The organism is Mycobacterium zoologicum (genome assembly GCF_020181635.2).
Classification (GTDB): domain Bacteria; phylum Actinomycetota; class Actinomycetes; order Mycobacteriales; family Mycobacteriaceae; genus Mycobacterium; species Mycobacterium zoologicum.
Window position 1 is genome coordinate 1 of record NZ_JAYJJS010000020.1, and the last position, 23,999, is coordinate 23,999.

23 protein-coding genes are annotated in these 23,999 nt (G+C 67.4%); 12 read left to right on the plus strand and 11 right to left on the minus strand.

Features of this window, described 5'->3' with window-relative positions; all coding sequences use genetic code 11:
• Window positions 1-143: 143 nt before the first annotated feature.
• From K6T84_RS16045 to acs, 3 genes are all read left to right on the plus strand, one after another.
• A complete protein-coding gene (locus tag K6T84_RS16045) occupies window positions 144-1,172 on the plus strand; it encodes an IS110 family RNA-guided transposase (RefSeq protein WP_224864811.1) in 1,029 nt (342 codons plus the stop codon).
• Between the two features lie 544 nt (window positions 1,173-1,716).
• The gene (locus K6T84_RS16050) at window positions 1,717-1,860 is read left to right on the plus strand and encodes a hypothetical protein (protein ID WP_224972560.1); all 144 of its coding nucleotides are present in this window, start codon (window positions 1,717-1,719) and stop codon (window positions 1,858-1,860) included.
• 96 nt (window positions 1,861-1,956) lie between these two features.
• Window positions 1,957-3,867, plus strand: coding sequence for an acetate--CoA ligase (acs, locus tag K6T84_RS16055; protein WP_224972561.1), 1,911 nt, complete (start codon window positions 1,957-1,959; stop codon window positions 3,865-3,867).
• Window positions 3,868-4,009: 142 nt separating this feature from the next.
• On the opposite strand, the gene K6T84_RS16060 is transcribed toward acs, so the two are convergent.
• The 8 genes from K6T84_RS16060 to K6T84_RS16095 form a co-directional block, all read right to left on the minus strand.
• Window positions 4,010-4,321 (minus strand): hypothetical protein, encoded by a 312-nt coding sequence (locus K6T84_RS16060; protein WP_329786706.1) that lies wholly within the window; start codon window positions 4,319-4,321, stop codon window positions 4,010-4,012.
• An 89-nt stretch (window positions 4,322-4,410) separates the two neighbouring features.
• Window positions 4,411-5,688 carry a helix-turn-helix domain-containing protein gene (locus K6T84_RS16065; protein ID WP_225401887.1) on the minus strand — a complete coding sequence of 426 codons (1,278 nt, stop codon included), beginning with the start codon at window positions 5,686-5,688 and terminating at the stop codon, window positions 4,411-4,413.
• 83 nt (window positions 5,689-5,771) lie between these two features.
• The gene (gene adhP, locus K6T84_RS16070) at window positions 5,772-6,836 is read right to left on the minus strand and encodes an alcohol dehydrogenase AdhP (protein ID WP_224862021.1); all 1,065 of its coding nucleotides are present in this window, start codon (window positions 6,834-6,836) and stop codon (window positions 5,772-5,774) included.
• Window positions 6,837-6,883: 47 nt separating this feature from the next.
• Complete coding sequence (gene exaC, locus K6T84_RS16075) at window positions 6,884-8,407, minus strand: acetaldehyde dehydrogenase ExaC (protein WP_224862023.1); 1,524 nt, start codon at window positions 8,405-8,407, stop codon at window positions 6,884-6,886.
• A 140-nt stretch (window positions 8,408-8,547) separates the two neighbouring features.
• Window positions 8,548-9,675 (minus strand): aminotransferase class V-fold PLP-dependent enzyme, encoded by a 1,128-nt coding sequence (locus K6T84_RS16080; protein ID WP_224862025.1) that lies wholly within the window; start codon window positions 9,673-9,675, stop codon window positions 8,548-8,550.
• Window positions 9,676-9,703: 28 nt separating this feature from the next.
• The gene (locus K6T84_RS16085; protein WP_224862027.1) at window positions 9,704-10,873 is read right to left on the minus strand and encodes an acyl-CoA dehydrogenase; all 1,170 of its coding nucleotides are present in this window, start codon (window positions 10,871-10,873) and stop codon (window positions 9,704-9,706) included.
• Window positions 10,874-10,887: 14 nt separating this feature from the next.
• Window positions 10,888-11,403 (minus strand): 5-(carboxyamino)imidazole ribonucleotide mutase, encoded by a 516-nt coding sequence (purE, locus tag K6T84_RS16090; protein WP_225401888.1) that lies wholly within the window; start codon window positions 11,401-11,403, stop codon window positions 10,888-10,890.
• Window positions 11,396-12,619, minus strand: a complete 1,224-nt coding sequence (locus K6T84_RS16095) for a 5-(carboxyamino)imidazole ribonucleotide synthase (RefSeq protein WP_224862032.1) — start codon at window positions 12,617-12,619, stop codon at window positions 11,396-11,398. The genes purE and K6T84_RS16095 overlap by 8 nt, the downstream gene beginning before the upstream one ends.
• Window positions 12,620-12,698: 79 nt before the next feature.
• Here K6T84_RS16095 and K6T84_RS16100 point away from each other — a divergent pair, with 79 nt between their 5' ends.
• Window positions 12,699-13,346 carry a GtrA family protein gene (locus K6T84_RS16100; RefSeq protein WP_224862034.1) on the plus strand — a complete coding sequence of 216 codons (648 nt, stop codon included), beginning with the start codon at window positions 12,699-12,701 and terminating at the stop codon, window positions 13,344-13,346.
• On the opposite strand, the gene K6T84_RS16105 is transcribed toward K6T84_RS16100, so the two are convergent.
• Both K6T84_RS16105 and K6T84_RS16110 read right to left on the minus strand, forming a co-directional pair.
• Window positions 13,310-13,819, minus strand: coding sequence for a PH domain-containing protein (locus K6T84_RS16105; RefSeq protein ID WP_224862036.1), 510 nt, complete (start codon window positions 13,817-13,819; stop codon window positions 13,310-13,312). The genes K6T84_RS16100 and K6T84_RS16105 overlap by 37 nt on opposite strands.
• Window positions 13,820-13,827: 8 nt before the next feature.
• Window positions 13,828-14,649, minus strand: a complete 822-nt coding sequence (locus K6T84_RS16110; RefSeq protein ID WP_225396871.1) for a biotin--[acetyl-CoA-carboxylase] ligase — start codon at window positions 14,647-14,649, stop codon at window positions 13,828-13,830.
• Window positions 14,650-14,740: 91 nt separating this feature from the next.
• Here K6T84_RS16110 and K6T84_RS16115 point away from each other — a divergent pair, with 91 nt between their 5' ends.
• Entirely contained in the window at window positions 14,741-15,700 is a 960-nt protein-coding gene (locus tag K6T84_RS16115; RefSeq protein ID WP_225399852.1) for an alpha/beta hydrolase, read from the plus strand.
• Here the strand turns inward: K6T84_RS16115 and ligD are convergent.
• Complete coding sequence (gene ligD, locus K6T84_RS16120) at window positions 15,660-16,577, minus strand: non-homologous end-joining DNA ligase (RefSeq protein ID WP_225402005.1); 918 nt, start codon at window positions 16,575-16,577, stop codon at window positions 15,660-15,662. The two genes, K6T84_RS16115 and ligD, sit on opposite strands and share 41 nt — an antisense overlap.
• Before the next feature lie 117 nt (window positions 16,578-16,694).
• On the opposite strand from ligD, the gene K6T84_RS16125 reads away from it, so the two are divergent.
• The 7 genes from K6T84_RS16125 (at window position 16,695) to K6T84_RS16155 (ending at window position 23,929) form a co-directional block, all read left to right on the plus strand.
• Window positions 16,695-18,077: an HNH endonuclease signature motif containing protein gene (locus K6T84_RS16125; protein ID WP_225401889.1), complete on the plus strand. Its 1,383-nt coding sequence runs from the start codon at window positions 16,695-16,697 to the stop codon at window positions 18,075-18,077.
• Window positions 18,078-18,125: 48 nt separating this feature from the next.
• Window positions 18,126-19,766 carry an acyl-CoA carboxylase subunit beta gene (locus K6T84_RS16130; protein WP_225401890.1) on the plus strand — a complete coding sequence of 547 codons (1,641 nt, stop codon included), beginning with the start codon at window positions 18,126-18,128 and terminating at the stop codon, window positions 19,764-19,766.
• Window positions 19,763-20,017: an acyl-CoA carboxylase epsilon subunit gene (locus tag K6T84_RS16135; protein ID WP_225396873.1), complete on the plus strand. Its 255-nt coding sequence runs from the start codon at window positions 19,763-19,765 to the stop codon at window positions 20,015-20,017. The genes K6T84_RS16130 and K6T84_RS16135 overlap by 4 nt, the downstream gene beginning before the upstream one ends.
• Before the next feature lie 52 nt (window positions 20,018-20,069).
• Window positions 20,070-20,717 carry a Maf family protein gene (locus K6T84_RS16140; protein WP_224862044.1) on the plus strand — a complete coding sequence of 216 codons (648 nt, stop codon included), beginning with the start codon at window positions 20,070-20,072 and terminating at the stop codon, window positions 20,715-20,717.
• A gap of 10 nt (window positions 20,718-20,727) precedes the next feature.
• Window positions 20,728-21,618 carry a sulfurtransferase gene (locus K6T84_RS16145; RefSeq protein ID WP_224862046.1) on the plus strand — a complete coding sequence of 297 codons (891 nt, stop codon included), beginning with the start codon at window positions 20,728-20,730 and terminating at the stop codon, window positions 21,616-21,618.
• Complete coding sequence (locus tag K6T84_RS16150) at window positions 21,618-22,034, plus strand: SufE family protein (protein WP_224862048.1); 417 nt, start codon at window positions 21,618-21,620, stop codon at window positions 22,032-22,034. Before K6T84_RS16145 ends, K6T84_RS16150 begins: the two co-directional genes overlap by 1 nt.
• A 92-nt stretch (window positions 22,035-22,126) precedes the next feature.
• A complete protein-coding gene (locus tag K6T84_RS16155; RefSeq protein ID WP_224862050.1) occupies window positions 22,127-23,929 on the plus strand; it encodes an acetyl/propionyl/methylcrotonyl-CoA carboxylase subunit alpha in 1,803 nt (600 codons plus the stop codon).
• Window positions 23,930-23,999: the final 70 nt, after the last annotated feature.

Sequence of the window (23,999 nt, forward strand, 5' to 3'; positions counted from 1 at the left end):
CGATTTCGCGGGCATTCTTACGTGATGCATGGATCAGATTTCGCGGGCATCTTGATGCGATGAAGGGGCGGGGCCTCCGCTCCTCGTAGCGTTCCCGGCGGATGCTGGGGGTGTTCACTATCCACGAATCATGGGAGGCCCCTATGAACGAGTATGACGGCAAGCAGTTCGTCGGGATCGATCTGCATCGGCAGCGGTCGGTGATCGTGCGCCAATCCGAGTCCGGCGAGCAGCTCTCGGCAGTACGGATCGTCAACGACCCAGTCGCGTTGGGACTGCAGCTCGAGGACGCCGGCACTGACCCTGAGGTGGTGCTCGAAGCAACCTACGGTTGGTACTGGGCGGTCGATGTGCTGCAAGCCCACGGAGCGCAGGTGCATCTGGCACACCCGTTGGGAGTCAAAGGGTTTCGATACCGACGAGTGAAAAACGACGTGCGCGACGCCGGTGATCTGGCCGATCTGCTGCGGATGGGTCGCCTGCCCGAGGCCTGGATCGCACCACCGACCACCCGCGAGTTACGCGAACTGGTGCGCTACCGGGCCAAGCTGGTCGCAATCCGATCCGGGCTCAAAGCCCAGGTCCATGCCGTGCTGGCCAAGGCCGGCGTGTTGATCGCGGTGTCGGATCTGTTCGGCGTTGCTGGCCGCAAACGACTGGCCAAGGTGCCCCTGCGCCCCGCCTACACAGAACGGGTCCGCTCGCTGCTGGAATTGATCGATACCCTCAATGGCCACGAGGAACGGTTTGCCGCGTTGATCGCCGAACGGCTCAACGCTGACCGCGGCTATCAAGCCATCCAGCAGGTGCCCGGTATCGGACCGGTGCTGGCGGCAGTGTTCGTCGCCGAGATCGGTGACGTCGGTCGCTTCACCGGTCCGGCCCAACTCTGCTCCTGGGCCGGGCTGACCCCGCGCCACCGCGAGTCCGACACTGTCGTGCATCGCGGGCATATCACCAAACAAGGCTCCAAGCTGGTTCGGTGGGCGACGATCGAGGCGGTGCAGCGCCACCCAACGACGGCCAAGATCGCGGCCGACAAGGACCGTATCGAAGCTCGCCGCGGCAAGAACATCGCCAAGGTTGCCGCGGCACGCAAACTGCTCACACTGGTCTACTACGGACTGCGCGACGGACACATCCGCGCGCTCGACAAAGCCCGGGCGGCGTGAGCACTCCGGACGCAACACGTGCGCGGTCGCTATTTTGTCTGACCCCCCAACGGCGTGGTCGCCCTCTTGATTGACCCCGCGTGTTGCTACCGCACCGCTCCATGCCCACCACAGCTGGGCGAAGGGATGACCGGCAGCCGGAAAAGTCCGGCCCTGCCCCAAAGTACCTGCACACCATCACAGTTGGAGAAGGCCCACAACCACACTCGCGCCGCTGATCTTCCGGCATCCGCCGAAGTATGCATCGGCACGGTCCCGGCATCAAGACCGTTCGTCCTCGCTCACGCTGCGGGCGCTGCGTCTTGACCCCGGCCCTTACCCGATGCCGCCCACACGGAGGCCGAAAATCAGCAAATTACCTGGTCACCAACGCCTTGACAGAACCCCACCCCTTCAGGGATGACTTGATGCATCACGGGATCTCGTCGCCGACCTTTCCGCTGTCGGCCAGATCGCACAGCGTGCGGCCGGCCGTGACGGCCTGATCGGGTTGCCTGTATTAGAGCCCGCACCGCCAGGGCGTTGAGGAAGGTCTCGACTGGCGATGCTGCGCCGCTGGCCGGATACCCCCAAGGGGCGTGACGACCGGGACGGCTGGGAGCTGCTGCACCAGAACAGCCACAACCCCCCGGTGCTGCGCGCCGGCGCGGCCGGGCATCTGGCCGGCATCGATTTCGCACGCGGCTGACTTCCCTGGGATCGACTGGCGCTGCAACGGTGCTGCAACGTGGTGATTCGTATCTTGGGTGGCGACCGCCACACCATGCAGGTAGGGAGCAGCACCGTGACAGTGATCGACACCGTTCTTGACGTCGCGGATGCCGAGGCCGATCGGTTGGGTTTCTGGGCGGCTCAGGCCCGCCGGCTGGACTGGGACACCGACTTCACCCAGGTACTCGATTACACCGACGCCCCGTTCGCCCGCTGGTTCGCCGACGGACGGCTCAACGTTGCCCACAACTGCATCGACCGCCACGTCGCCGCCGGCCACGGCGACCGCATCGCCATCCACTGGGAGGGCGAACCCGGCGATCACCGCACCATCAGCTACGCCGACCTGCAAGCCGACGTCTCCCGCGCAGCCAACGCCCTGACCACCCTGGGCCTGGTCGCCGGGGACCGGGTGGCGATCTACCTGCCGATGATCCCCGAAGCCATCATCGCCATGCTGGCCTGCGCCCGTCTCGGCGTGCTGCACACCGTGGTGTTCGGCGGCTTCGCCGCACACGCGCTGCGCGACCGGATCAACGACGCGGCCGCCAAACTCGTCATCACCTCTGACGGCCAATACCGTCGCGGGGTCGCCGCCGCCCTCAAACCCGCCGTCGACGAAGCCTTGAGCACCGCCCCCGAAGAAAGCACCGTGGCCCACGTCCTGGTGGTGCGTCGCACCGGCGGCGACGTCGCCTGGACGCACGACCGCGACCTGTGGTGGCACGACGTCATGGCAACCGCCGCCCCGCAACACACCCCCGAGGCCTTCCCCGCCGAACAGCCACTGTTTCTGCTCTACACCTCCGGCACCACCGGAAAACCGAAGGGCATCGTGCACACCTGCGGCGGCTACCTCACCCAGGCCGCCTACACCCACCAGGTGATCTTCGACCTCAAGCCGGCCACCGACGTGTTCTGGTGCACCGCCGACATCGGCTGGGTCACCGGCCACACCTACGCCGTCTACGGTCCGCTGTCCAACGGCGCCACCCAGGTTATCTACGAGGGCACCCCCGAGTTCCCGGACCAGCATCGGCATTTCGAGATCATCGAAAAATACGGCGTGACAATCTATTACACCGCGCCAACGCTGATCCGCACGTTCATGAAATGGGGCGCCGAGGTGCCCGACGCCCACGACCTGACCAGTCTGCGGCTGCTCGGCTCGGTCGGTGAGCCGATCAACCCGGAGGCCTGGCGCTGGTACCGCCAGGTGATCGGCGCCGACACCCTGCCGGTCGTCGACACCTGGTGGCAGACCGAGACCGGCGCCGCCATGATCAGCCCGCTGCCCGGGATCGCCGCGGCCAAACCGGGTGCGGCGATGACCCCGCTGCCGGGCATCTCGGCAATGATCGTCGACGACGACGGCAACCGCATCGCACCCGCCGACGGCTCCGCCGAACCTGTCACCGGGTACCTCGTGGTCGATCAGCCGTGGCCGGCGATGGCCCGCGGCATCTGGGGTGATCGACAGCGTTTCATCGACACCTACTGGTCGCGGTTTGCCGAGCAGGGCTGGTATTTCGCCGGTGACGGCGCCCGCTACGACGCCGACGGCGACATCTGGGTGCTGGGCCGAGTCGATGACGTGATGAATGTGGCCGGGCACCGCATCTCCACCGCTGAGGTGGAGTCGGCGCTGGTGGGCCACCCCGCGGTCGCCGAGGCGGCGGTGGTGGGTGCCGCGGACGAGCAGACCGGCCAGCGCATCTGCGCGTTCGTGGTGGTGGCCAAGAGCTACAGCGACTGGTCCGACGTCGACGACGCGATCATCGGCGAACTGCGGACGCGCGTGGCCGCCGAGATCTCCCCGATCGCCAAACCCCGCATGGTGCATGTGGTTCCGGAGCTGCCGAAGACCCGCAGCGGTAAGATCATGCGCCGGCTGTTGCGTGACGTCGCCGAGGGCCGCGAGCTCGGTGACACCTCGACACTGGTCGACCCGAGTGTCTTCGAAGCGATCCGGACCGGTCGATAGCCACACGCGGTCAGCTGCAGGATTATCTGGATCGGGCGATACAGTCCGGCCCCACAGGCGGCACACCCCACACGTGCTCGACGAGGCGCTGTCCTGGCACACCCGTTACCTGGCGACCGGCACGATGCTGGCCTGAGACCGGCTATCGACCGCGGAGCAGCTCCAGCACCTCGCTGAGCTGGCCGCCGACCGTTTGGATCTGACCACCGAGCTTGGTATCAAGTGCATCGATCCGACCGTTGAGCTTGGTATCCAGCGCATCGATCCGACCGTTGAGCTTGGTATCCAGCGCATCGATCCGACCGTTGAGCGTGGTATCCAGCGCATCGATCCGACCGTTGAGCTTGGTATCAAGTGCGTCAACCTTCCGGTCGACGCCTTCGACCAGCTCGTAAAGCGCGTCAATATCGGCACGCTGCTGGCGCGCCTGGCGTTCGGTCTCGCGCTGTGTCATCCCCGAAAGCTTAGGAGCTCTCCGGCGCCGGCGTATTCCAAATTCCACAGCCCTTGACCCGCGCAGTGATCCGCTACGACGCCGCTGATTCAGGCCAGCTCAGAGTCCAGCCCGGCCAGATGACCGCGGGCCCGCGCGCAGACCGCCGTATCGCCGTTGGCGGTGTCGTGCAGCAACTGCCACCCTTCACGGTCGTCCCGGCCCTCGGGAAGATCCAGCCACTGCCGCATCGCGGCCGTATTGCCCGACGCCAGCACCGCGCCACGCATGCTGGTGCTCAGTTCGGTGCGCAGCCGTCCGATGCCGGGCGACAGCGACCGGGGCAGCAGCGGTCCCTGGTACTGCCCCATCGCGGTCCGGACATCGGCCGCATCCAGGGCGGTCAGTACATCGCCGATATCGCTGCTGATCGGTTTGAGCAGCCGGTAGGGCCGGGAGTCGATGAAGTCGGCGCCGATGGCCTTGCGCAGTCGCGACATCTCGGCGCGAATCGTGACCGGGTCGAGGTCGGTTTCGTCGAGCAGTATCGCCAGATGGTCGGCGGTCAATCCCTCGGGGTGACGGCTGAGCAACGCCAAGATCTCGGCGTGCCGACCGCTCAGGGTCGTCACCCGAGCGTGCCCACCGGCGTCGGTCACCACCCAGCGCGACGGCCCGGGGCCCAGCACCGTCAGGCGGGCGCTCACCGCCGGGTTGGTCCCCACACCGGCCAGCCGCAGCAGCGCCAACTGGTTCTCCACCGCGACCGCCGTCGCGCGCAGCAAGGCCAGAGTGGTCGGGGTGACCACCCGGCCACTACCGGTCACGTTGATAGCGCCGATCACCGCACCGGTGGCACGGTCATGGACGGGCACCGCCGTACAGTTCCAGGGGTGCACCGCGCGGGAGAAATGTTCCGCTCCGCGGATCTGCACCGGGCGATCCAGCGCCAGCGCGGTCCCGGGTGCGTTGGTTCCCACCCGACTTTCGCTCCAGTCGGCGCCGGGCACGAAGTTCATCGCTTCGACGCGTCGGCACACCCGACGATCACCTTCCACCCACAGCAGCGTGCCGTCGTCGCCGACTACGGCCACCACCACCCCGGAAGACGCCGCATCATCGGTCAACAGCTGCCGAATCACCGGCATCGCCGCCGTCAGCGGATGCCCGTCACGCACCGCGGCCAGTTCATCGGAGATCACCTGCTGCGGCGGGCCGTCGGGATCGACCCCTCCAGCCAGGCTGCGCTGCCAGCTCTGCGCAATCACCGGCGACAGCGGCGTCGTACCCAGGTATGCAGCGTCGATTCCCCCGGCGACGAACCGTTCGTGGATGTCGCGCAACGTCGACCTCAGGTTCCGCTCGTCGGCGATTCCCTCGATCGGCATTGCATCACGCTCCAACTCGCGCAACGGCCCCATACGGTGCTCCCAGGGTAGTCCGATCGCCAACCGGGCGTAACAACCTCCCGCTACCGGTAATCGATCACCATCCGGCCGTCGATCTGTCCGCGGTCCATCCGGTGGAAGATGTCGTTGATGTCCTCCAGCTTGGCGGTGGTCACGATGGGCTTGATCAGACCGCGGGCATAGAAGTCGAGCGCCTCGGCCAGGTCCTGCCGGCTACCGACCATCGAGCCCCGGATGGTCAGTTCGTTGACCGCGATGTCGAAGATCGTCGCCGGGAAGTCCCCGGGCGGCAGGCCTAGGAAGACGATGGTGCCGCCGCGGCGGGCCATCCCGATCGCCTGCGCGAACGCCTGGGGATGCACCGCGGTGACCAGCACACCATGCGTTCCGCCGGTGAGCTTGCGGGCTTCGGCGGCCACGTCGACAGTGCGCGCGTTCAGGGTGATCTCGGCGCCCAGCCGAGCGGCCAGCGCCAGCTTCGGGTCGTCGACGTCGACGGCCAGCACCCGCATCCCCATCGCCCGGGCGTATTGCACCGCGACGTGGCCGAGCCCACCGATGCCGGAGATCGCCACCCATTGGCCGGGCCGGGTCTCGGTTCGCTTCAGGCCCTTGTAGACGGTGACACCGGCGCACAGAATCGGTGCGACTTCCACCGGGTCGGCGCCGTCCGGGATTCGGGCCGCATAGTCTGCGTTGACCAACATGTAGCTACCGAAGCTGCCGTTGACCGCGTACCCGCCGTTCTGCTGCTTCTCGCACATGGTTTCCCGGCCGGTGTGGCAGTATTCGCAACGTCCGCACGCCGACCACAGCCAGGCGTTGCCGACCTTGTCGCCCACCTCGAGATCGTCGACACCCGGACCGAGTGCGACCACAGTGCCGTATCCCTCATGGCCCGGAACAAACGGCGGCTGCGGCTTGACCGGCCAGTCACCTTGTGCGGCATGCAGGTCGGTGTGGCATACGCCGGAGGTCTCGAGCTTCACGAGAGCTTCCCGGTAACCGGGGGTGGGCAACGGCAATTCGGAAACCTGCAGCGGCGCACCGAATTCAGTGACAATCGCGGCCTGCATGGTTGCGATGGGCGGCGCGGCTGTGCGGGCGGTTTGGGAGGCGCTGGTCATCGTTCGTTCCTATCTTCGAGGGTGGATTCCTTCAACTGGGTTGCGGCTCAGAAGAATCCCGGGGCGCTGGTGGAGTAGGACACCAGCAGGTTCTTGGTCTGCTGGTAGTGGTCGAGCATCATCTTGTGGTTCTCCCGGCCGATGCCGGACTGCTTGTAGCCGCCGAACGCGGCGTGCGCCGGGTAGGCGTGATAGTTGTTCACCCACACCCGGCCGGCCTGAATGTCGCGGCCGGCCCGGTAGGCGGTGTTGCCGTCGCGGCTCCACACCCCGGCGCCGAGTCCGTACAGCGTGTCGTTGGCCTTTGCGATGGCGTCTTCGTAGTCGCGGAAAGAGGTGACCGCGAGGACCGGGCCGAAGATCTCCTCCTGAAAGATCCGCATCTTGTTATGACCGGTGAAGACGGTCGGCTGCACGTAGTACCCGCCGGACAGTTCCCCGCCGAGGTCGGCGCGCTGTCCGCCGGCGACAATCGTGGCGCCCTCGTCCTTGCCGATCTCGATGTAGGACAGGATCTTCTCCAACTGGTCGTTGGAGGCCTGCGCCCCGATCATGGTCGCGGTGTCCAGCGGGTCACCTTGCCGGATCGCCTTGGTGCGGATCGTGGCCAAGTGCAGAAACTCGTCGTAGATGTCGTCCTGAACCAACGCCCGCGACGGGCAGGTGCAGACCTCGCCCTGATTGAGGGCGAACATCGCAAAGCCCTCCAGAGTCTTGTCGCGGAATTCGTCGTCGGCTGCCAACACGTCGGCGAAGAAGATGTTCGGGCTCTTGCCGCCCAACTCCAGCGTGACGGGGATCAGGTTCTGGCTGGCGTACTGCATGATCAGGCGCCCGGTGGTGGTCTCTCCGGTGAACGCCACCTTGGCGATCCGGTTCGAAGAGGCCAACGGCTTTCCGGCCTCGGCGCCGAATCCGTTGACCACATTGAGCACTCCGGCCGGCAGCAGGTCTGCGATCAGGCTCATCAGGTACAGGATCGAGGCCGGAGTCTGCTCGGCCGGTTTGAGCACCACCGCGTTGCCGGCTGCCAGCGCGGGCGCCAGCTTCCAGGTGGCCATCAGGATCGGGAAGTTCCACGGGATGATCTGGCCCACCACCCCCAGCGGCTCGTGAAAGTGATAGGCGACGGTGTCCTGGTCGATCTGACTGAGCGCACCCTCTTGGGCGCGGATCGCCGCTGCGAAATAGCGGAAGTGGTCGACCGCGAGCGGCAGGTCGGCGTTCAGTGTCTCCCGGATCGGTTTGCCGTTGTCCCACGACTCGGCCACCGCGAGCGCCTCGAGATGCTGCTCCATCCGATCGGCGATCTGGTTCAGCACCTTCGCCCGTTCGGCCGGGGAAGCCTTACCCCAGGCCGGTGCCGCCGCGTGCGCGGCGTCCAGCGCCCGGTCGATATCGGCCGCGGTGGAGCGGGCGACCTCGCAAAACACCTGACCGGTCACCGGGGTGCGGTTCTCGAAATAGTTGCCGCTGATCGGCGGCACCCACTGGCCGCCGATGAAGTTGTCGTAGCGCGACGAGAACGACATCAGCGAGCCTTCGGCGCCGGGTTGGCGATAGACCGCCATAATTCCTCCTCATGTGCGAACTGTGGCTGCGATCACACACAAGGTAGGGCTGGCCGGGTTGCATCACCGTTGCAACGACTCAGACGCGGTTTGGCGCACCGGCTCCTGCACCGCCGAACAACTGCAGGGCCGCGGTGGGCTCAGCCGATCCGATCGATCGCGGCGCTCAACCGCGCCACCGTTCCCTCGACATCGGCCAGCTTGTCCAGGCCGAACAAGCCCACCCGGAAGGTGCTGAACGTCGCCGGTTCGTCGCATTGCAGCGGCACTCCCGCCGCGGTCTGAAGCCCCTGGGCCAGAAATTTTTTCCCGGTACGGATCTCGGGGTCGGTGGTGTAGCTGACCACCACGCCGGGCGCTTCGAATCCCGGCGCGGCCACGCTGGGGAAGCCGCGTTCGGCCAGCAGCGCACGCACCTTGCGCCCCAGGGCGAACTGTTGCTCGCGCACCGCGCCGAAGCCGCGCGCGCGGGTCTCGGCCATGGCGTCGCGCAGGCCTCTGATGACCCCGGTCGGCATGGTCGCGTGATAGGCGTGGCCACCGTTCTCGTAGGCCACCATGATGTCGCGCCATTTCTTCAGATCCAGCGCGAAGCTGGTGCTCTGGGTGCGCTCCATGACCTCCGCCGCCCGGCTGGACAGGCAGACCGCGGCGCAGCCCGGGTCGGCACTCCAGCCCTTCTGCGGCGCGGTCACCAATACGTCGACGCCGAGCGCTGCCATATCGACCCAGACGACGCCCGAGGCGATGCAGTCCAGGACCAGCAGGCCGCCCACCGCCGCTGTCGCCGCGCCGAGGCGCGCCAAGTAGTCGTCGGGCAGGAGGATTCCGCTGGCGGTCTCCACGTGCGGGACGAACACCACCGCCGGCCGGGTCCGCGCGATCGCCTCCTCGACCTCGTCGATGGGCGCGGGCGCGAAGGGCGCCTGGTCGCCGTCGCCGGTCGGGCGCGCCTTGAGCACGGTGATGCGGTCGGTGATGCGGCCGGTCTGAAGGATCTGACTCCACCGGTAGCTGAAGAACCCGTTGCGGACGACGAGTACCTCGGCGTCGTTGGCGAACTGGCGCGCCACCGCCTCCATCCCGCAGGTTCCGTTGCCGGGCACCACGATTGCCACGTCGGCGTGGTACACCTCGCGCAGCATGGCCGAGACGTCGTTCATGACGTCCTGGAAGCGCGCGGACATGTGGTTGAGCGCCCGGTCGGTGTAGACGACGGAGTACTCCAGAAGGCCGTCTGGGTCTACTTCGGGCAGAAGTCCTGGCATGAAGCCTCTCCTAGCGTCGGTGGACTGATCAGCGCAGCAGGTGCCGGCTCATCACGACGCGCTGAATCTGGTTGGTGCCCTCATAGATCTGGGTGATCTTGGCGTCGCGCATCATCCGCTCCACCGGGAAGTCGGTGGTGTAGCCCGCGCCACCGAACAACTGCACAGCGTCGGTGGTGACCTCCATGGCCACATCCGAGGCGAAGCACTTCGACGCCGCCGAGATGAATCCCAGACCGGTCTCGCCACGCTCGGCGCGCGCCGCAGCCGAATACACCATCAACCGGGCGGCCTCCAGCTTCATCGCCATGTCGGCGAGCATGAACTGCACACCCTGGAAGCTGCTGATGTTCTTCCCGAACTGCTTGCGGTCCTTGGTGTATTCGATCGCCGCATCCAACGCGCCCTGGGCGATACCCACGGCTTGGGCACCGATGGTCGGCCGGGTGTGATCGAGCGTGCGCAGCGCGGTCTTGAATCCGGTACCGGGCTCCCCGATGATCCGGTCGCCGGGAATCCGGCAGTTCTCGAAATACAACTCCGTTGTCGGCGAACCCTTGATGCCGAGCTTGTGCTCCTTGGGCCCGATGGTGAAGCCCTCGTCGTCGATGTGCACCATGAACGCCGAGATGCCGTTGGCGTCCAGGTCCGGGTCGGTCACCGCCATCACCGTGTACCAACTGGACTTGCCGCCGTTGGTGATCCAGCACTTGGACCCGTTGAGGATCCAGTCGTCTCCGTCGGCCTTGGCCCGGGTGCGCATCGCCGCGGCGTCACTGCCCGCCTCACGCTCGGAGAGCGCATAGGAGGCCATCACCTCACCGGCCGCCAGACCCGGCAGCACCTGCGCCTTGAGTTCCTCGGAACCGGACAGGATCAGGCCCATCGTGCCGAGCTTGTTCACCGCCGGGATCAACGACGACGAGGCACACACCCGCGCCACTTCCTCGATGACGATGCACGCCGCCACCGAGTCCGCACCCTGACCGCCGTACTGCTCGGGCACGTGCACGGCGTTGAAGCCCGAGGCGTTCAGCGCCACCAGGGCCTCCTCGGGGAAGCGCGCCTTCTCGTCGACATCCTTGGCGTACGGAGCAATCTCCTTCTCCGCCAACGCCCGAATCGCCGACCGCAACTCATCATGCTCCTCAGGGAGCTTGAACAGATCGAACGAGGGATTCCCGGCCCACCCAGCCATCACAGCCTCCTAAGCTACTCGCCGGTAACTTTACCTTGAAGCGCGGCGTCTTTCGCAAGCACGACGTCGGCCAACCGATCCTGAAATGCCACCATCCGGGCCCGCATCGTCGCGTCGGCGGAGCCCAGAATACGCGCCGCCAGCAAACCCGCGTTGCGTGCGCCGCCGATGGAAACCGTCGCCACCGGCACGCCGGCCGGCATCTGCACAATCGACAGCAAAGAGTCCAACCCGTCCAGGTGAGCCAGCGGCACCGGGACCCCGATCACCGGCAGCGGTGTGGCCGAAGCCACCATCCCCGGCAGGTGCGCAGCGCCACCCGCCCCGGCGATGATCACCTCGATGCCCCGGCCCGCTGCGTCGCGGGCGTAGTCGAACATCCGTTGCGGGGTGCGGTGCGCCGAGACGACCCCGACCTCTAAGGGGATCTCGAACTCGGCCAGCGCCAGCGCCGCCTCCTCCATCACCGACCAGTCGCTGTCGCTGCCCATGATCACGCCGACCCGGGGTCCGGGCTTGTGCTCACTCATGCGGGTCCCATCCATCGCTCCATTCCCCGTGCGACAACCAGTGTGCCGCGCTTTCGGCCCGTTCACGCAGCTTCGCCCACTCCGACAAGTCATCCCCGAGCAGATTGATGTGCCCGATCTTGCGTCCGGGCCGTTCGCCCTTGCCGTACAGGTGCACTCGCGCGTCGGGATAGCGGGCGAACAGGTGGTGCAGCCGCTCGTCCATCGTCATCGTCGGCGGTTCCGCAGCACCCAGCACATTGGCCATCACGGTCACCGCAACCACCGGGGAGGTGGCTCCCAGCGGGTAGTCCAGCACCGCGCGCAGATGCTGTTCGAACTGACTGGTGGCGGCGCCGTCCATGGTCCAGTGGCCGGAGTTGTGCGGACGCATTGCCAGCTCGTTGACCAACAGGGCGCCGTCCGTCGTCTCGAACAGCTCGACCGCCAGCACCCCGACGACACCCAACTCGTCGGCCAGGCGGAGCGCCAATCGCTGTGCCGCAGCAGCTGATTCGTCGGACAGATCCGGAGCCGGCGCGATCACCGTCACGCAGATCCCGTCCTGTTGCACGGTCTCGACCACCGGCCACGCCGCGCCCTGACCGAACGGTGAGCGGGCGACCAGCGCGGAGAGCTCGCGACGCATCGCGACTCGTTCCTCGGCCAGCACCGCCACCCCGGCGGCCAGGTAGTCGGCCACAGCGGCTCGGGCCTGCTCGGCGTCGTCGACGATCGAGACCCCGCGCCCGTCGTAGCCGCCCCGGGCCGCCTTGATCACCATCGGACCACCCGTCACGACGGCGAACTCGTCGACTGCGTCGACAGTCTCGATGGCGGCGAATCGCGGCACCGGCGCCCCCAGCGCCGCCAGCTTGCGCCGCATCACCAGCTTGTCCTGGGCGTGCAGCAGCGCGGCCGGCGGCGGCGCCACGGTGACGCCCTCGGCGACCAGCTTCTCCAGCAACTCACCTGGGACGTGCTCGTGGTCGAACGTGAGCACGGTGGCCCCGGCCGCGGCCCGGCGCAGGGCGTCGAGGTCGGTGTGCGATCCGATCACCACATCCGGGCTGACCTGGGCCGCCGGTTCGTCGGCGTCGGCGGCGAGCACCCGCAGCCGCTGACCGAGCGCGATCGCCGCCTGATGGGTCATCCGGGCCAGCTGGCCGCCGCCGACCATGGCGACCAAGGGGTAACGCCCGCTTGCGGGGGACGTGGAAGGCGCAGACACGGGCAATATCGTGTCACGACCGCCGGCAGAGGTCGTTATCCAGTCGTTAGGCGGGAGACCCGCAGAGTCCGTACACTGGCAACTTGTGTCTTTTACCGACGCCACCATCGCCCGCCTGCCGCGGGTGATCCGACCCCTGGCCGAGCGCCACCACGAGTTGATCAAGTTCGCCATCGTCGGCGCGACCACCTTCGTGATCGACTCGGCGCTGTTCTACACACTCAAGCTGACGATCCTGTCGCCCAAGCCCGTCACCGCCAAGGTCATCTCCGGGATCGTGGCCGTGATCGCGTCCTACATCCTCAACCGCGAGTGGAGCTTCAAGGCACGGGGCGGCCGGGAACGCCACCACGAGGCGCTGCTGTTCTTCGGGGTCAGCGCCGTCGGCGTGCTGCTGTCGATGGCGCCGCTGTGGTTCTCCAGCTACGTGCTGCAGCTGCGGGCGCCCAATGTGTCCCTCACTGTTGAGAACATCGCCGACTTCATCTCGGCCTACATCATCGGCAATCTGTTGCAGATGGCGTTCCGGTTCTGGGCGTTTCGGCGCTGGGTCTTCCCCGACGAGTTCGGCCGCAGCGACGACGCTGCGCTCAGTGCGACTCTGGAGACCGGTGCGCTCGCCGAAGCCCTCGAGGACGCCGAATTGGACGGCGGCCCGGATACCGGTGTGGTGACACTGTTCCGGCGGCCTGCGTCTCAGCCGCCGACGGACGGGCTGTCGAAGACTTCGTGATACAACAGCGCGTGGACCTGTTCCACCCGCGGAATGTCGTAGAACTCCAACGGTTCCTGTGACGCCGACTCGATGACCAGGGTGCCGGTGCGCAGTATCCGGTCGATGAACCCGTGGACGAATTCCACACTGTTGATGCGTGCCAATGCGATGTCGATGCCGCTGCGGGTGAGCAACCCGTGCCGGAACATCACCCGGCGGTCGGTGATGACGAAGTGGGTGGTCAACCAGTTCAGGTACGGCAGGACCGCCAGCCAGCCGACCACCACCAGCCAGATCGCCCCGATCACCCCGACGACGACGTTCTTGGCGGTGGGATCCCAGGCGAGGGGGTTGACGATCCCCGCCAGGAAGCCGGCGCCGGCGGTGACCAGCAGGAGGGCCAGAATCGGCCCGATCAGCCGCTTGACGTGCGGGTGGCGGTGCAGCACCACATGTTCGTCGTCGGCCAGCACGCTCTCGGGGTAACCCACGACCGGCCCTAATTCGGCCGCAGCCGGGTGACGTCGCCGGCCGATACCGTCACGGTTTGGCCGCCGGTGTCGATGACAAGCCGCCCCGTCTCGTCGATGGCCTGCGCGACGCCTTCCACCCGCTGCTCGCCCGGCATGTCGGCGCGTACCCGCTCGCCCAGCGTGCAGCTGTGCCGCCGGTAGTCCGCGGCCAGTGCGTCATCGGCCCCGCCGGCCGTTCGCCAGGCCGAGATCCGCGCCGCGAGGTGACGAAGTACTTTGTCCGCCAAGATATTCCGGTCGAGCACTGAGGAACCGAGCATCGCCAGCGAGACGGCGGCCGGGTCCGGCGCCTCGTCGGCGGTCATCGTCACGTTCAGGCCGAGCCCGACGACGATGACGGGTTTCGGGGGTTGCTTGGGCGTGGCCACCTCGGCGAGGATTCCGGCCAGCTTGCCGTCTTTGGCGATGACGTCGTTGGGCCACTTCAGCCCGACCTGCAGGCCGGCCTCCGCGAGCGCGTCAGCCACCGCGACGCCGGTGGCCAGTGTCAGCCAGCCCCATCCCGACGTAGGCACGGTGTCGGCGGCGACCCCGACCGACAGTGCGAGCTGGCTGCGCGGTGGGGCGCTCCACTGCCTGCCGTGCCGGCCGCGGCCGGCGGTCTGGTGATCGGCCAGCAGCACCGCCCCGTCGATGTCGCCACCCGCCGCGGCGCGGGCCAGCAGGTCGGCGTTGGTGGAGCCGGTTTCGGCGATGACGTCCAGGCTGCGCCAGGGCAGGCCGGGTCCGGCCAGTCCGTCGCGCAGCACGGTGGCGTCCAGCGGCGGCCGGGGCGGCTGAGATTCCATTTCGCCAGCCTACGGGCGGTGGCGTGGCCGTACCGGTTGAAACGCCCGGCCGCGGGGTATGCGGATTGCAGATGTTGAGGAGGTGATCGCCATGGTCACCAGGGGGTTACGGCGACGAGTTCACCGTCGTCGCAGCACACAGTCGGTCGCCGTGTCGCTGACCAGTCGGTTCTTCGTGAAGAACGTGGTACGCGCCTGGGCGATCCGGCCTGACCTCGCCTGGCCGTTCGCGTCGGTCGACCGGTTCGCCGGTCTGGTGCCGTACGGCGGTTCCGCCGAGGTCCTGCGCGTCCGTCTGAGTCATTGTGTGGCCGAGCGGATTCAGGCAGCGGGAACCTCGGCGCAACAGGCGATTCTCTATCTGCACGGCGGCGCGTTCCTCACCTGTGGACTCAATACTCACCGTTCGCTGGCAGCGCGGCTGTCGAGGGCCGCCAATGCCTGCGTGCTCAACGTCGGCTATCGAATGTTGCCCTCGCACCGGATGTCCGATGCGATCGAAGACGCCCTGAGCGGGTTACGCTGGCTGCTCCGTCACGGCTATTCCCCGGAACAGATTGTGGTTGCCGGGGATTCGGCTGGGGGCTATCTGGCCTTCATGACCGTCTTGGCCGCCCAGCATTCGGAGAAGGTGAAACCCGCGGGCATAGCCGTTATCTCACCGTTCACCGACGCCAATCCGGCAGCGAAGCTGCGCCACCGCAATGCGGACCGATGCGCGATGTTCCCGTGCGGGGCGCTGTCGGTGTTCAGCCGTTATCTGCTCCGCGCCCGCGCCGCGTCGCCGGTGGATGCCGACCTGTCGTCGCTGCCGCCGGTGACCATCCACGCCAGCTCCGACGAACTGTTGCTGCCCGATGCCGAAATCATGGCCCAGCGTTTGGATACCGCCGGCGTCCGGTGCGATCTGCACCTGTGGGACGGCCAGATTCACGACTTTCCTCTGGCGGCCGACGTGCTCCCCGAAGGCCGGCGGGCCATCCGCTACATCGGCGAGTTCGTCCAGCAGGTCACCGAGGACCAAAGCCCTCCACACCTGACCGCCGCATAGCCCGGGCCAGGGAACGCGCATGCCTCCCCATACCGGCCCACGGGTCGTCGCGTTCGACCATTCGCTTGGATACGTCGCGCAGTGTAAACAGATCCGAACGCATGCCGCGATCCTCGAGCTCGTCCCACTCCAGCGGGGTGGCGACCGGCGCACCTGGACGTGCCCGTACCGAGTACGGCGCTACCGCCGTCTGCCCGTAGACATTTCGCATGACGTCGACGTATAGGCGGCCGCCGCGGCCGCTCTTTCGGATCTCACTCGTGCGGTGCGCCGGATCGTCGTCGACGACGGCTTGTGCAACAGCACGGGCGAACTCGCGAGCGGTGTCGAAGTCGGCGCTACCGCGCACCGGCGCGACGACGTGCAGGCCGCGCGAGCCCGTCGTCTGCACGTAGGGCGTCAGCTCCAGCGCCCGGAGCACCTCGGCGATGGCTCGGGCGGTGTCGCGCAGCACCGCGAAGTCATCGCCCGCCGGATCCAGGTCGAACACCAACCGGTTCGGAACATCCAAGTGCGGCTTGCGCGACAACCACGAATGCAGGGTTACGCAGTCCTGATTGGCGGCCCACACCAGAGCTTCGCGCCGCCGGACCACCGGATGCACGACGGTGCCGGTACCGGACTTCCGGGCGACCTCGGCACGGTCTATCCAGTCGGGCAGCGACGTGGCGAAGTTCTGCTGAATGAATCCCTCCTCCTCGATGCCGCCGGGGAATCGCGTCAGAGTGAGTGGACGACCATCCAGGTGCGGCACCATGACGGGCGCTATCTCGCGGTAGTAGTCGACGAGGTCGTTCTTGGTGAGCGCGGCGTGGGTGGCTGACGCAGGGAACAGCACCCGATCCGGGTGGGTGATCGCAACGTCGGGCTTCATCAGGACTGCGTACCCGCGGACCCTGGACGGGTAAACCAAACCTCGTTTATCACTGTATTCACTTGTGTCACTGTGGTTTTGGCGTCTGCGCGTGTCGGTGGGCGCCGCTACAATTAGCACATGTGTTCGAGTGATCGGGAGACAGTGGTCGAAGCGTTCGACGCCCTGTCGGCCGATCTGGACCGGGCACTGGAGTTGGACTTCTCCGCCCTGACCCCGCGAGAATGCCTGGACCTGCTGAAGCGCTGCGAAACCCTGCGCCGGCGCCTGCCCGCCGTCGAGCATCCCCTGGTCAACCTCCTGGCCGCCACCGACCCCGCCGAGATCGGCGGCAAACCCAACTGGGTCCTCGCCGATGCCCTGCGCATCACCCGCAGTGACGCCAAACGCCGGATCGACGACGCCGCCGACCTGGGGCCACGACGCGCCCTGACCGGCGAACCGCTGGAGCCGCTGCTGCCGGTGGTGGCCGCCGCCCAACGCAACGGACGCCTCGGCACCGGCCACGTGATCGTCATCCGCTCCTTCTTCGACTACCTACCCACCGACATCGATGCAGGCACCCTGGCCCAGGCCGAGGCGCATCTGACCGAACTGGCCGGCGGATGCCGCCCGGATGAATTAGCGAAGCTGGCCCAACGCCTCGCCGATCACCTGCACCCCGACGGCGACGAACCCGACGAACGCGCCGAACAACACCGAGCCCAACGCCGCGGCATCACCCTGGGCCCCCAAGACCGTGACGGCATGACCGCGATCACCGGCCACCTCGACCCGGCAGCACGCGCCGCCCTCGACGCCGTCCTGGCCCGCTGGGCCGCACCCGGCATGTGCAACCCCGACGACGACACCCCCTGTCACTCGGGCACCCCATCACAGGCCCAGATCGACGCCGACCGCCGCAGCGCGGCCCAACGCAACCACGACGCCCTGGCGGCCATGGCCACCAACCTGCTGGCCTCCGGCGAACTCGGCAGCCACCACGGACTGCCCGCCACCGTCGTGGTCTCCCTCAGCCTCGCCGAACTGCAATCCGCCGCCGGCAAAGCCACCACCGCCGGCGGCACCTGGCTACCCGTCCGCGACCTCATCGCCCTGGCCTCGAAGGCCCACCACTACCTACGCATCTACAACGGCGCCAAAGAAATCGCGCTCTTTCACACCAAACGCCTCGCCAACCCCGGCCAACGACTGGTGCTCTACGACAAAGAACGCGGCTGCACCCACCCCGGCTGCACCGTGCCCGCCCAACTCACCGAAGTCCACCACAACAACGACTACGCACACACCCGCCGCACGGACATCAACGACCTCACCCTGCGCTGCCGCCCCCACCACCGACTACTCTCCCACGGCTGGCAAACCCGCAAACGCCACAACGGCATCACCGAAACCCTGCCCCCAACCCACCTCGACCACGGCCAACCACGCACCAACACCTACCACCACCCCGAAAAACTGCTACGCGACAGCGAACCCCGAGAAGACGACGACGTGCCGTAACCGGTCCGGTCGGGCGATCCGAGGGCCCACACTTTAAGATCGTTTCTTATGACTAGCGTTTCCGACGCCCATGTAGAGGCCCGAGCCGATCACGTCGTCGACCTCCACACCACCGCAGGCAAGCTCGCCGACCTCAAGCGCCGTACCGAGGAGACCCTGCACCCGGTCGGTGAGGCCGCGGTGGACAAGGTGCATGCCAAGGGCAAGCTGACCGCCCGCGAGCGGGTCTACGCCCTGCTGGACGAGGGGTCGTTCGTCGAGCTCGACGCGCTGGCCAAGCACCGCAGCACCAACTTCGGCCTGGGCGACAAGCGTCCTCTCGGCGACGGTGTGGTCACCGGTTACGGCACCATCGACGGCCGCGAGGTCTGCATCTTCAGCCAGGACGCCACCGTGTTCGGCGGCAGCCTCGGCGAGGTCTACGGCGAGAAGATCGTCAAGGTTCAGGAGCTGGCCATGAAGACCGGCCGCCCGCTGATCGGCATCAACGACGGCGCCGGCGCCCGCATCCAGGAGGGCGTCGTCTCGCTCGGCCTCTACAGCAAGATCTTCCGCAACAACATCCTCGCCTCCGGAGTGATCCCGCAGATCTCGCTCATCATGGGCGCGGCCGCCGGCGGCCACGTCTACTCCCCCGCGCTGACCGACTTCATCGTGATGGTCGACCAGACCAGCCAGATGTTCATCACCGGCCCCGACGTGATCAAGACCGTCACCGGTGAGGACGTCACCCAGGAGGAGCTCGGCGGCGCCCACACCCACATGGGCAAGTCGGGTACCGCGCACTACGTCGCCTCCGGCGAGCAGGACGCCTTCGAGTACGTCCGCGACCTGCTGAGCTACCTGCCGCCGAACAACTACGCGGACCCGCCGCGCTACCCGGCTGCTGCGGTTGAAGGTGCCATCGAGGACAACCTCACCGCCGAGGACATCGAACTCGACACCCTGATCCCGGACTCGCCGAACCAGCCGTATGACATGCACGAGGTCATCACCCGGATCCTCGACGACGACGAGTTCCTGGAAGTCCAGTCCGGTTACGCCCAGAACATCGTCGTCGGCTTCGGCCGTATCGAGGGCCGCACCGTCGGCATCGTGGCTAACCAGCCCACCCAGTTCGCCGGCTGCCTGGACATCAACGCCTCGGAGAAGGCCGCCCGGTTCATCCGGACCTGCGACTGCTTCAACATCCCGATCGTGCTGCTGGTGGATGTGCCCGGCTTCCTGCCCGGCACCGAGCAGGAGTACAACGGCATCATCCGGCGCGGCGCCAAGCTGCTCTACGCCTACGGTGAGGCCACCGTCGCCAAGATCACCGTCATCACCCGCAAGGCCTACGGCGGCGCGTACTGCGTCATGGGCTCCAAGGAAATGGGCGCCGACGTCAACGTGGCCTGGCCCACCGCACAAATCGCCGTGATGGGCGCGTCCGGCGCGGTCGGGTTCGTCTACCGCTCTCAGCTGTCGGAGGCCGCCAAGAACGGCGAGGACGTCGACACGCTGCGGCTGCAGCTGCAACAGGAGTACGAGGACACTCTGGTGAACCCGTATGTCGCCGCTGAGCGCGGCTACGTCGACGCGGTGATCCCGCCGTCGCACACCCGCGGCTACATCGCGACCTCGCTGCGGCTACTGGAACGCAAGATCGTCCAGCCGCTGCCCAAGAAGCACGGGAACATTCCGCTATGACGGACGAGACACCGGCAGCGGCCGACGAGCAGCGGGCCGCCGAGCCGCACATCCAGGTGCTGCGGGGCAACCCCAGCGATGCCGAGATCGCGGCTCTGGTCGCGGTGCTGGGCGCGGCCGGCGGCGGCAGCAGCGCCGAAGCCGGTGTGCAAGACCGCAACCTGTGGGGCCACCCGGTCGACAAGCTGCGCTATCCGCTGATCAGCTGGCAGCGCATCACCCTGCTTGAGCGCACCCACATGCGCCGGTGACGAGGCCGAGCGCCAGCGAGGCGGAGAATATCCGGCGCCGAAAGCACCGCCGGTGACCCGACTGGTCCTGGGCTCCGCCTCGTCCGGCCGGCTGGCCGTACTGCGCGGCGCCGGGATCGAGCCGCTGGTGGTGGTCTCGGGCGTCGACGAGGACGCCGTCATCGCCGAGCTGGGCCCCGATGCCCCCGCCGGGCAGGTGGTGGTCGCACTGGCCAAGGCCAAGGCCGAGGCGGTCGCCGCCGACCTGACCACAGACCTGGCCGGCGATTGCATTGTGGTGGGCTGTGATTCGATGCTGGAGCTCGACGGTCGGCTGCGCGGCAAGCCCGAATCCGCCGACGCCGCTCGCGCCCAATGGAACTCGATGGGCGGACGGGTCGGGACATTGCACACCGGGCACTGCGTACTGCGACTGCGCGACGGCGCCGTAGTCCAGTCCGAAGCCCAAGTGGGTTCCACCACAGTGTTTTTCGCCCAACCGTCGGCAATAGACCTGGATCACTACATCGGCAGCGAAGAGCCGCTGTGGGTGGCCGGGGCGTTCACGATCGACGGTCGTGGCGGCTGGTTCGTCGACCGCATCGAGGGCGATTCGTCCAATGTGATCGGCTTGAGCCTGCCGTTGCTGCGCCGGCTGCTACAGGCGACCGGCGTGTCGATCGCCCAACTGTGGGCGTCGAACCCCCGCAGCGTTGAGTAGGCTCGACACCGTGCCAGTACCTGCCGATCCCAGCCCCGCCCTGCAGTCCTACGCCCACCCGGAAAGGTTGGTGACAGCCGACTGGCTTGCCGGGAATCTGGGCAAACCCGGTCTCGTCGTGGTGGAGTCCGACGAGGACGTATTGCTCTACGACATCGGCCACATTCCCGGTGCGGTCAAGATCGACTGGGTCACCGACCTCAACGACTCCCCGGTCCGCGACTACATCAACGGCGAGCAGTTCGCCGACCTGATGAACCGCAAGGGCATCTCGCGGGACGACACGGTGGTGATCTACGGCGACAAGTCGAACTGGTGGGCCGCCTACGCGCTGTGGGTGTTCACCCTGTTCGGCCACCAGGACGTGCGACTGCTCGACGGCGGTCGTGACCTGTGGGTGTCCTCGGGCCGCGAGACCACCCTGGACGTGCCGTCGAAGACCACGACCGGCTACCCCGTCGTCAAGCGCAACGACGCCCCGATCCGCGCCTACAAGGACGACGTGCTCCAGATCATCGGCAAACAGCCGCTGATCGACGTCCGCTCGCCGCAGGAGTACACCGGCGAACGCACCCACATGCCGGACTACCCGGAGGAGGGTGTGCTGCGCGGCGGTCACATCCCCACCGCGGTGTCCATCCCGTGGAGCAAGGCCGCCGACGAGGCCGGGCGGTTCCGCAAGCGCGAGGAGCTCGACGCCCTCTACGGCTTCCTGAAGCCCGGGGACAAGCCCGTCGCCTACTGCCGGATCGGGGAACGCTCCAGTCACACCTGGTTCGTATTGACCTATCTGCTCGGATTGCCTGACGTCCGCAACTACGACGGCTCCTGGACCGAGTGGGGCAACACCGTGCGGGTGCCCGTCGTCGACGGTGAAGCACCGGGAGCCGTGCCGGCCTGATGAGCCTGCCGGAGGGATTGGCGCAGGTGGTGTCCGACTTCGCCGAGGTCGAGGGACAGGACAAGCTGCAACTGCTGCTGGAATTCGCCGATGAGCTCCCCGCGCTCCCCGACGACCTGGTCGAATCGGCGATGGAACCGGTGCCCGAGTGCCAGTCACCGCTGTTCCTGCATGTCGATGCCGATGACCGTCAACGGGTGCGGCTGTACTTCAGCGCGCCCGCCGAAGCCCCCACCACTCGGGGTTTCGCATCGATCTGGGCGGCGGGCCTCGACGGACAGCCGGCCGACGTCATCTTGGGCGTGCCGGAGGACTTCGCCTCCCGTCTCGGTCTGGCCGCGTTGATCAGCCCACTGCGACTGCGCGGCATGTCGGCCATGCTGACCAGGATCAAGCGGCGGTTGCGTACGACGTAAGGGGCACCCGGAAGAGGTTCCGCGGTCGCGCCTTACACTGCTGTGAACTACATTCTTAAAGACATTTCTTAAACATGCCATCAGGAGGGCCAGTGGCGAACCATGCCAGCTCGAAGATCTCCAAGGTGCTCGTCGCCAATCGCGGGGAGATCGCAGTCCGGGTGATCCGTGCCGCTCGCGACGCAGGACTGCCCAGCGTGGCTGTGTACGCCGAACCCGACGCCGACGCGCCGCACGTCCGGCTGGCCGACGAGGCGTTCGCACTGGGTGGGCAGACCTCGGCCGAGTCGTATCTGGTGTTCGAGAAGATCCTCGACGCCGCGGCGCAGTCCGGCGCGAACGCCATCCACCCCGGCTACGGGTTCCTCTCGGAGAACGGCGACTTCGCCCAGGCCGTGATCGACGCCGGTCTGATCTGGATCGGGCCGAGCCCGCAGTCCATCCGCGACCTCGGCGACAAGGTCACCGCCCGTCACATCGCGGCCCGCGCCAAGGCGCCGCTGGTGCCGGGCACCCCTGACCCGGTCAAGGACGCCGACGAGGTGGTGGCCTTCGCCAAGGAGCACGGCGTGCCGGTGGCGATCAAGGCCGCGTTCGGCGGCGGCGGTCGCGGCATGAAGGTGGCCCGCAGCATCGAGGAGATCCCCGAGCTGTTCGAGTCGGCCACCCGTGAGGCGGTCTCGGCGTTCGGCCGCGGCGAGTGCTTCGTCGAGCGTTACCTGGACAAGCCGCGCCACGTCGAGGCCCAGGTCATCGCCGACATGCACGGCAACGTCGTCGTCGCCGGCACCCGCGACTGCTCGCTGCAGCGCCGCTTCCAGAAGCTCGTCGAGGAGGCGCCGGCACCGTTCTTGACCGACGCACAGCGCAAGGAGATCCACGAGTCCGCCAAGCGGATCTGCAAGGAGGCCGGCTACTACGGCGCCGGCACCGTGGAGTACCTGGTGGGCCAGGACGGCCTGATCAGCTTCCTGGAGGTCAACACCCGTCTGCAGGTGGAGCACCCGGTCACCGAGGAGACCTCGGGCATCGACCTGGTCCGCGAGCAGTTCCGGATCGCCAACGGCGAGACCCTCGACATCACCGAGGACCCGGAGCCGCGCGGGCACTCCATCGAGTTCCGCATCAACGGCGAGGACGCCGGCCGTGGCTTCCTGCCCGCCCCCGGCCCGGTCACCCGCTTCGACCCGCCGACCGGCCCCGGCATCCGGATGGACTCCGGCGTGGAGACCGGCTCGGTGATCGGCGGCCAGTTCGACTCGATGCTGGCCAAGCTGATCGTCACCGGCGCCACCCGCACCGAGGCCCTGGAGCGCGCCCGTCGCGCCCTGGACGAGTTCCACGTCGAGGGCCTGGCCACGGTCATCCCGTTCGACCGCGTGGTGGTTCGCGACCCGGCGTTCATCGGCGACGAGAACGGCTTCACCGTGCACACCCGCTGGATCGAGACCGAGTTCGAGAACAACATCGAACCCTTCACCGCCGGCGAGCCCCTCGACGAGGAGGACGCGCAGCCGCGGCAGAAGGTGGTCGTCGAGGTCGGCGGCCGTCGCCTGGAGGTCTCGCTGCCGGGTGATCTGGCGCTGGGCGGCGGCGGGGGTGCCGGAAGTGGAGCCAGCGGTGTACTCAGAAAGAAGCCCAAGGCCCGCAAGCGTGGCGCGCACGGCGGAGCGGCGGCTTCCGGTGACGCCGTGACCGCGCCCATGCAGGGCACCGTGGTGAAGGTGGCCGTCGAGGAGGGCCAGGAGGTCGCCGCCGGTGACCTGGTCGCCGTCCTGGAGGCGATGAAGATGGAGAACCCGGTCACGGCCCACAAGGACGGCACCGTCACCGGCCTGGCAGTGGAGGCCGGCGCGGCCATCACCCAGGGCACGGTGCTCTGCGAGATCAAGTAGTCACAGCGACAATCGGCCCGTGGCATCTGCTGATGCCACGGGCCGATGTGCGCCGCGGGTGAACTTCCGG

Coding starts and splice junctions, on each gene's coding strand:
- K6T84_RS16045 (WP_224864811.1), top strand. CDS start 144: ATGAACGAGTATGACGGCAAGCAGTTCGTCGGGATCGATCTGCATCGG.
- K6T84_RS16050 (WP_224972560.1), top strand. CDS start 1,717: ATGCTGCGCCGCTGGCCGGATACCCCCAAGGGGCGTGACGACCGGGAC.
- K6T84_RS16060 (WP_329786706.1), bottom strand. CDS start 4,321: ATGACACAGCGCGAGACCGAACGCCAGGCGCGCCAGCAGCGTGCCGAT.
- K6T84_RS16065 (WP_225401887.1), bottom strand. CDS start 5,688: ATGCCGATCGAGGGAATCGCCGACGAGCGGAACCTGAGGTCGACGTTG.
- adhP (WP_224862021.1), bottom strand. CDS start 6,836: ATGACCAGCGCCTCCCAAACCGCCCGCACAGCCGCGCCGCCCATCGCA.
- exaC (WP_224862023.1), bottom strand. CDS start 8,407: ATGGCGGTCTATCGCCAACCCGGCGCCGAAGGCTCGCTGATGTCGTTC.
- K6T84_RS16080 (WP_224862025.1), bottom strand. CDS start 9,675: ATGCCAGGACTTCTGCCCGAAGTAGACCCAGACGGCCTTCTGGAGTAC.
- K6T84_RS16085 (WP_224862027.1), bottom strand. CDS start 10,873: ATGGCTGGGTGGGCCGGGAATCCCTCGTTCGATCTGTTCAAGCTCCCT.
- purE (WP_225401888.1), bottom strand. CDS start 11,403: ATGAGTGAGCACAAGCCCGGACCCCGGGTCGGCGTGATCATGGGCAGC.
- K6T84_RS16110 (WP_225396871.1), bottom strand. CDS start 14,649: ATGGAATCTCAGCCGCCCCGGCCGCCGCTGGACGCCACCGTGCTGCGC.
- K6T84_RS16115 (WP_225399852.1), top strand. CDS start 14,741: ATGGTCACCAGGGGGTTACGGCGACGAGTTCACCGTCGTCGCAGCACA.
- K6T84_RS16125 (WP_225401889.1), top strand. CDS start 16,695: ATGTGTTCGAGTGATCGGGAGACAGTGGTCGAAGCGTTCGACGCCCTG.
- K6T84_RS16130 (WP_225401890.1), top strand. CDS start 18,126: ATGACTAGCGTTTCCGACGCCCATGTAGAGGCCCGAGCCGATCACGTC.
- K6T84_RS16135 (WP_225396873.1), top strand. CDS start 19,763: ATGACGGACGAGACACCGGCAGCGGCCGACGAGCAGCGGGCCGCCGAG.
- K6T84_RS16150 (WP_224862048.1), top strand. CDS start 21,618: ATGAGCCTGCCGGAGGGATTGGCGCAGGTGGTGTCCGACTTCGCCGAG.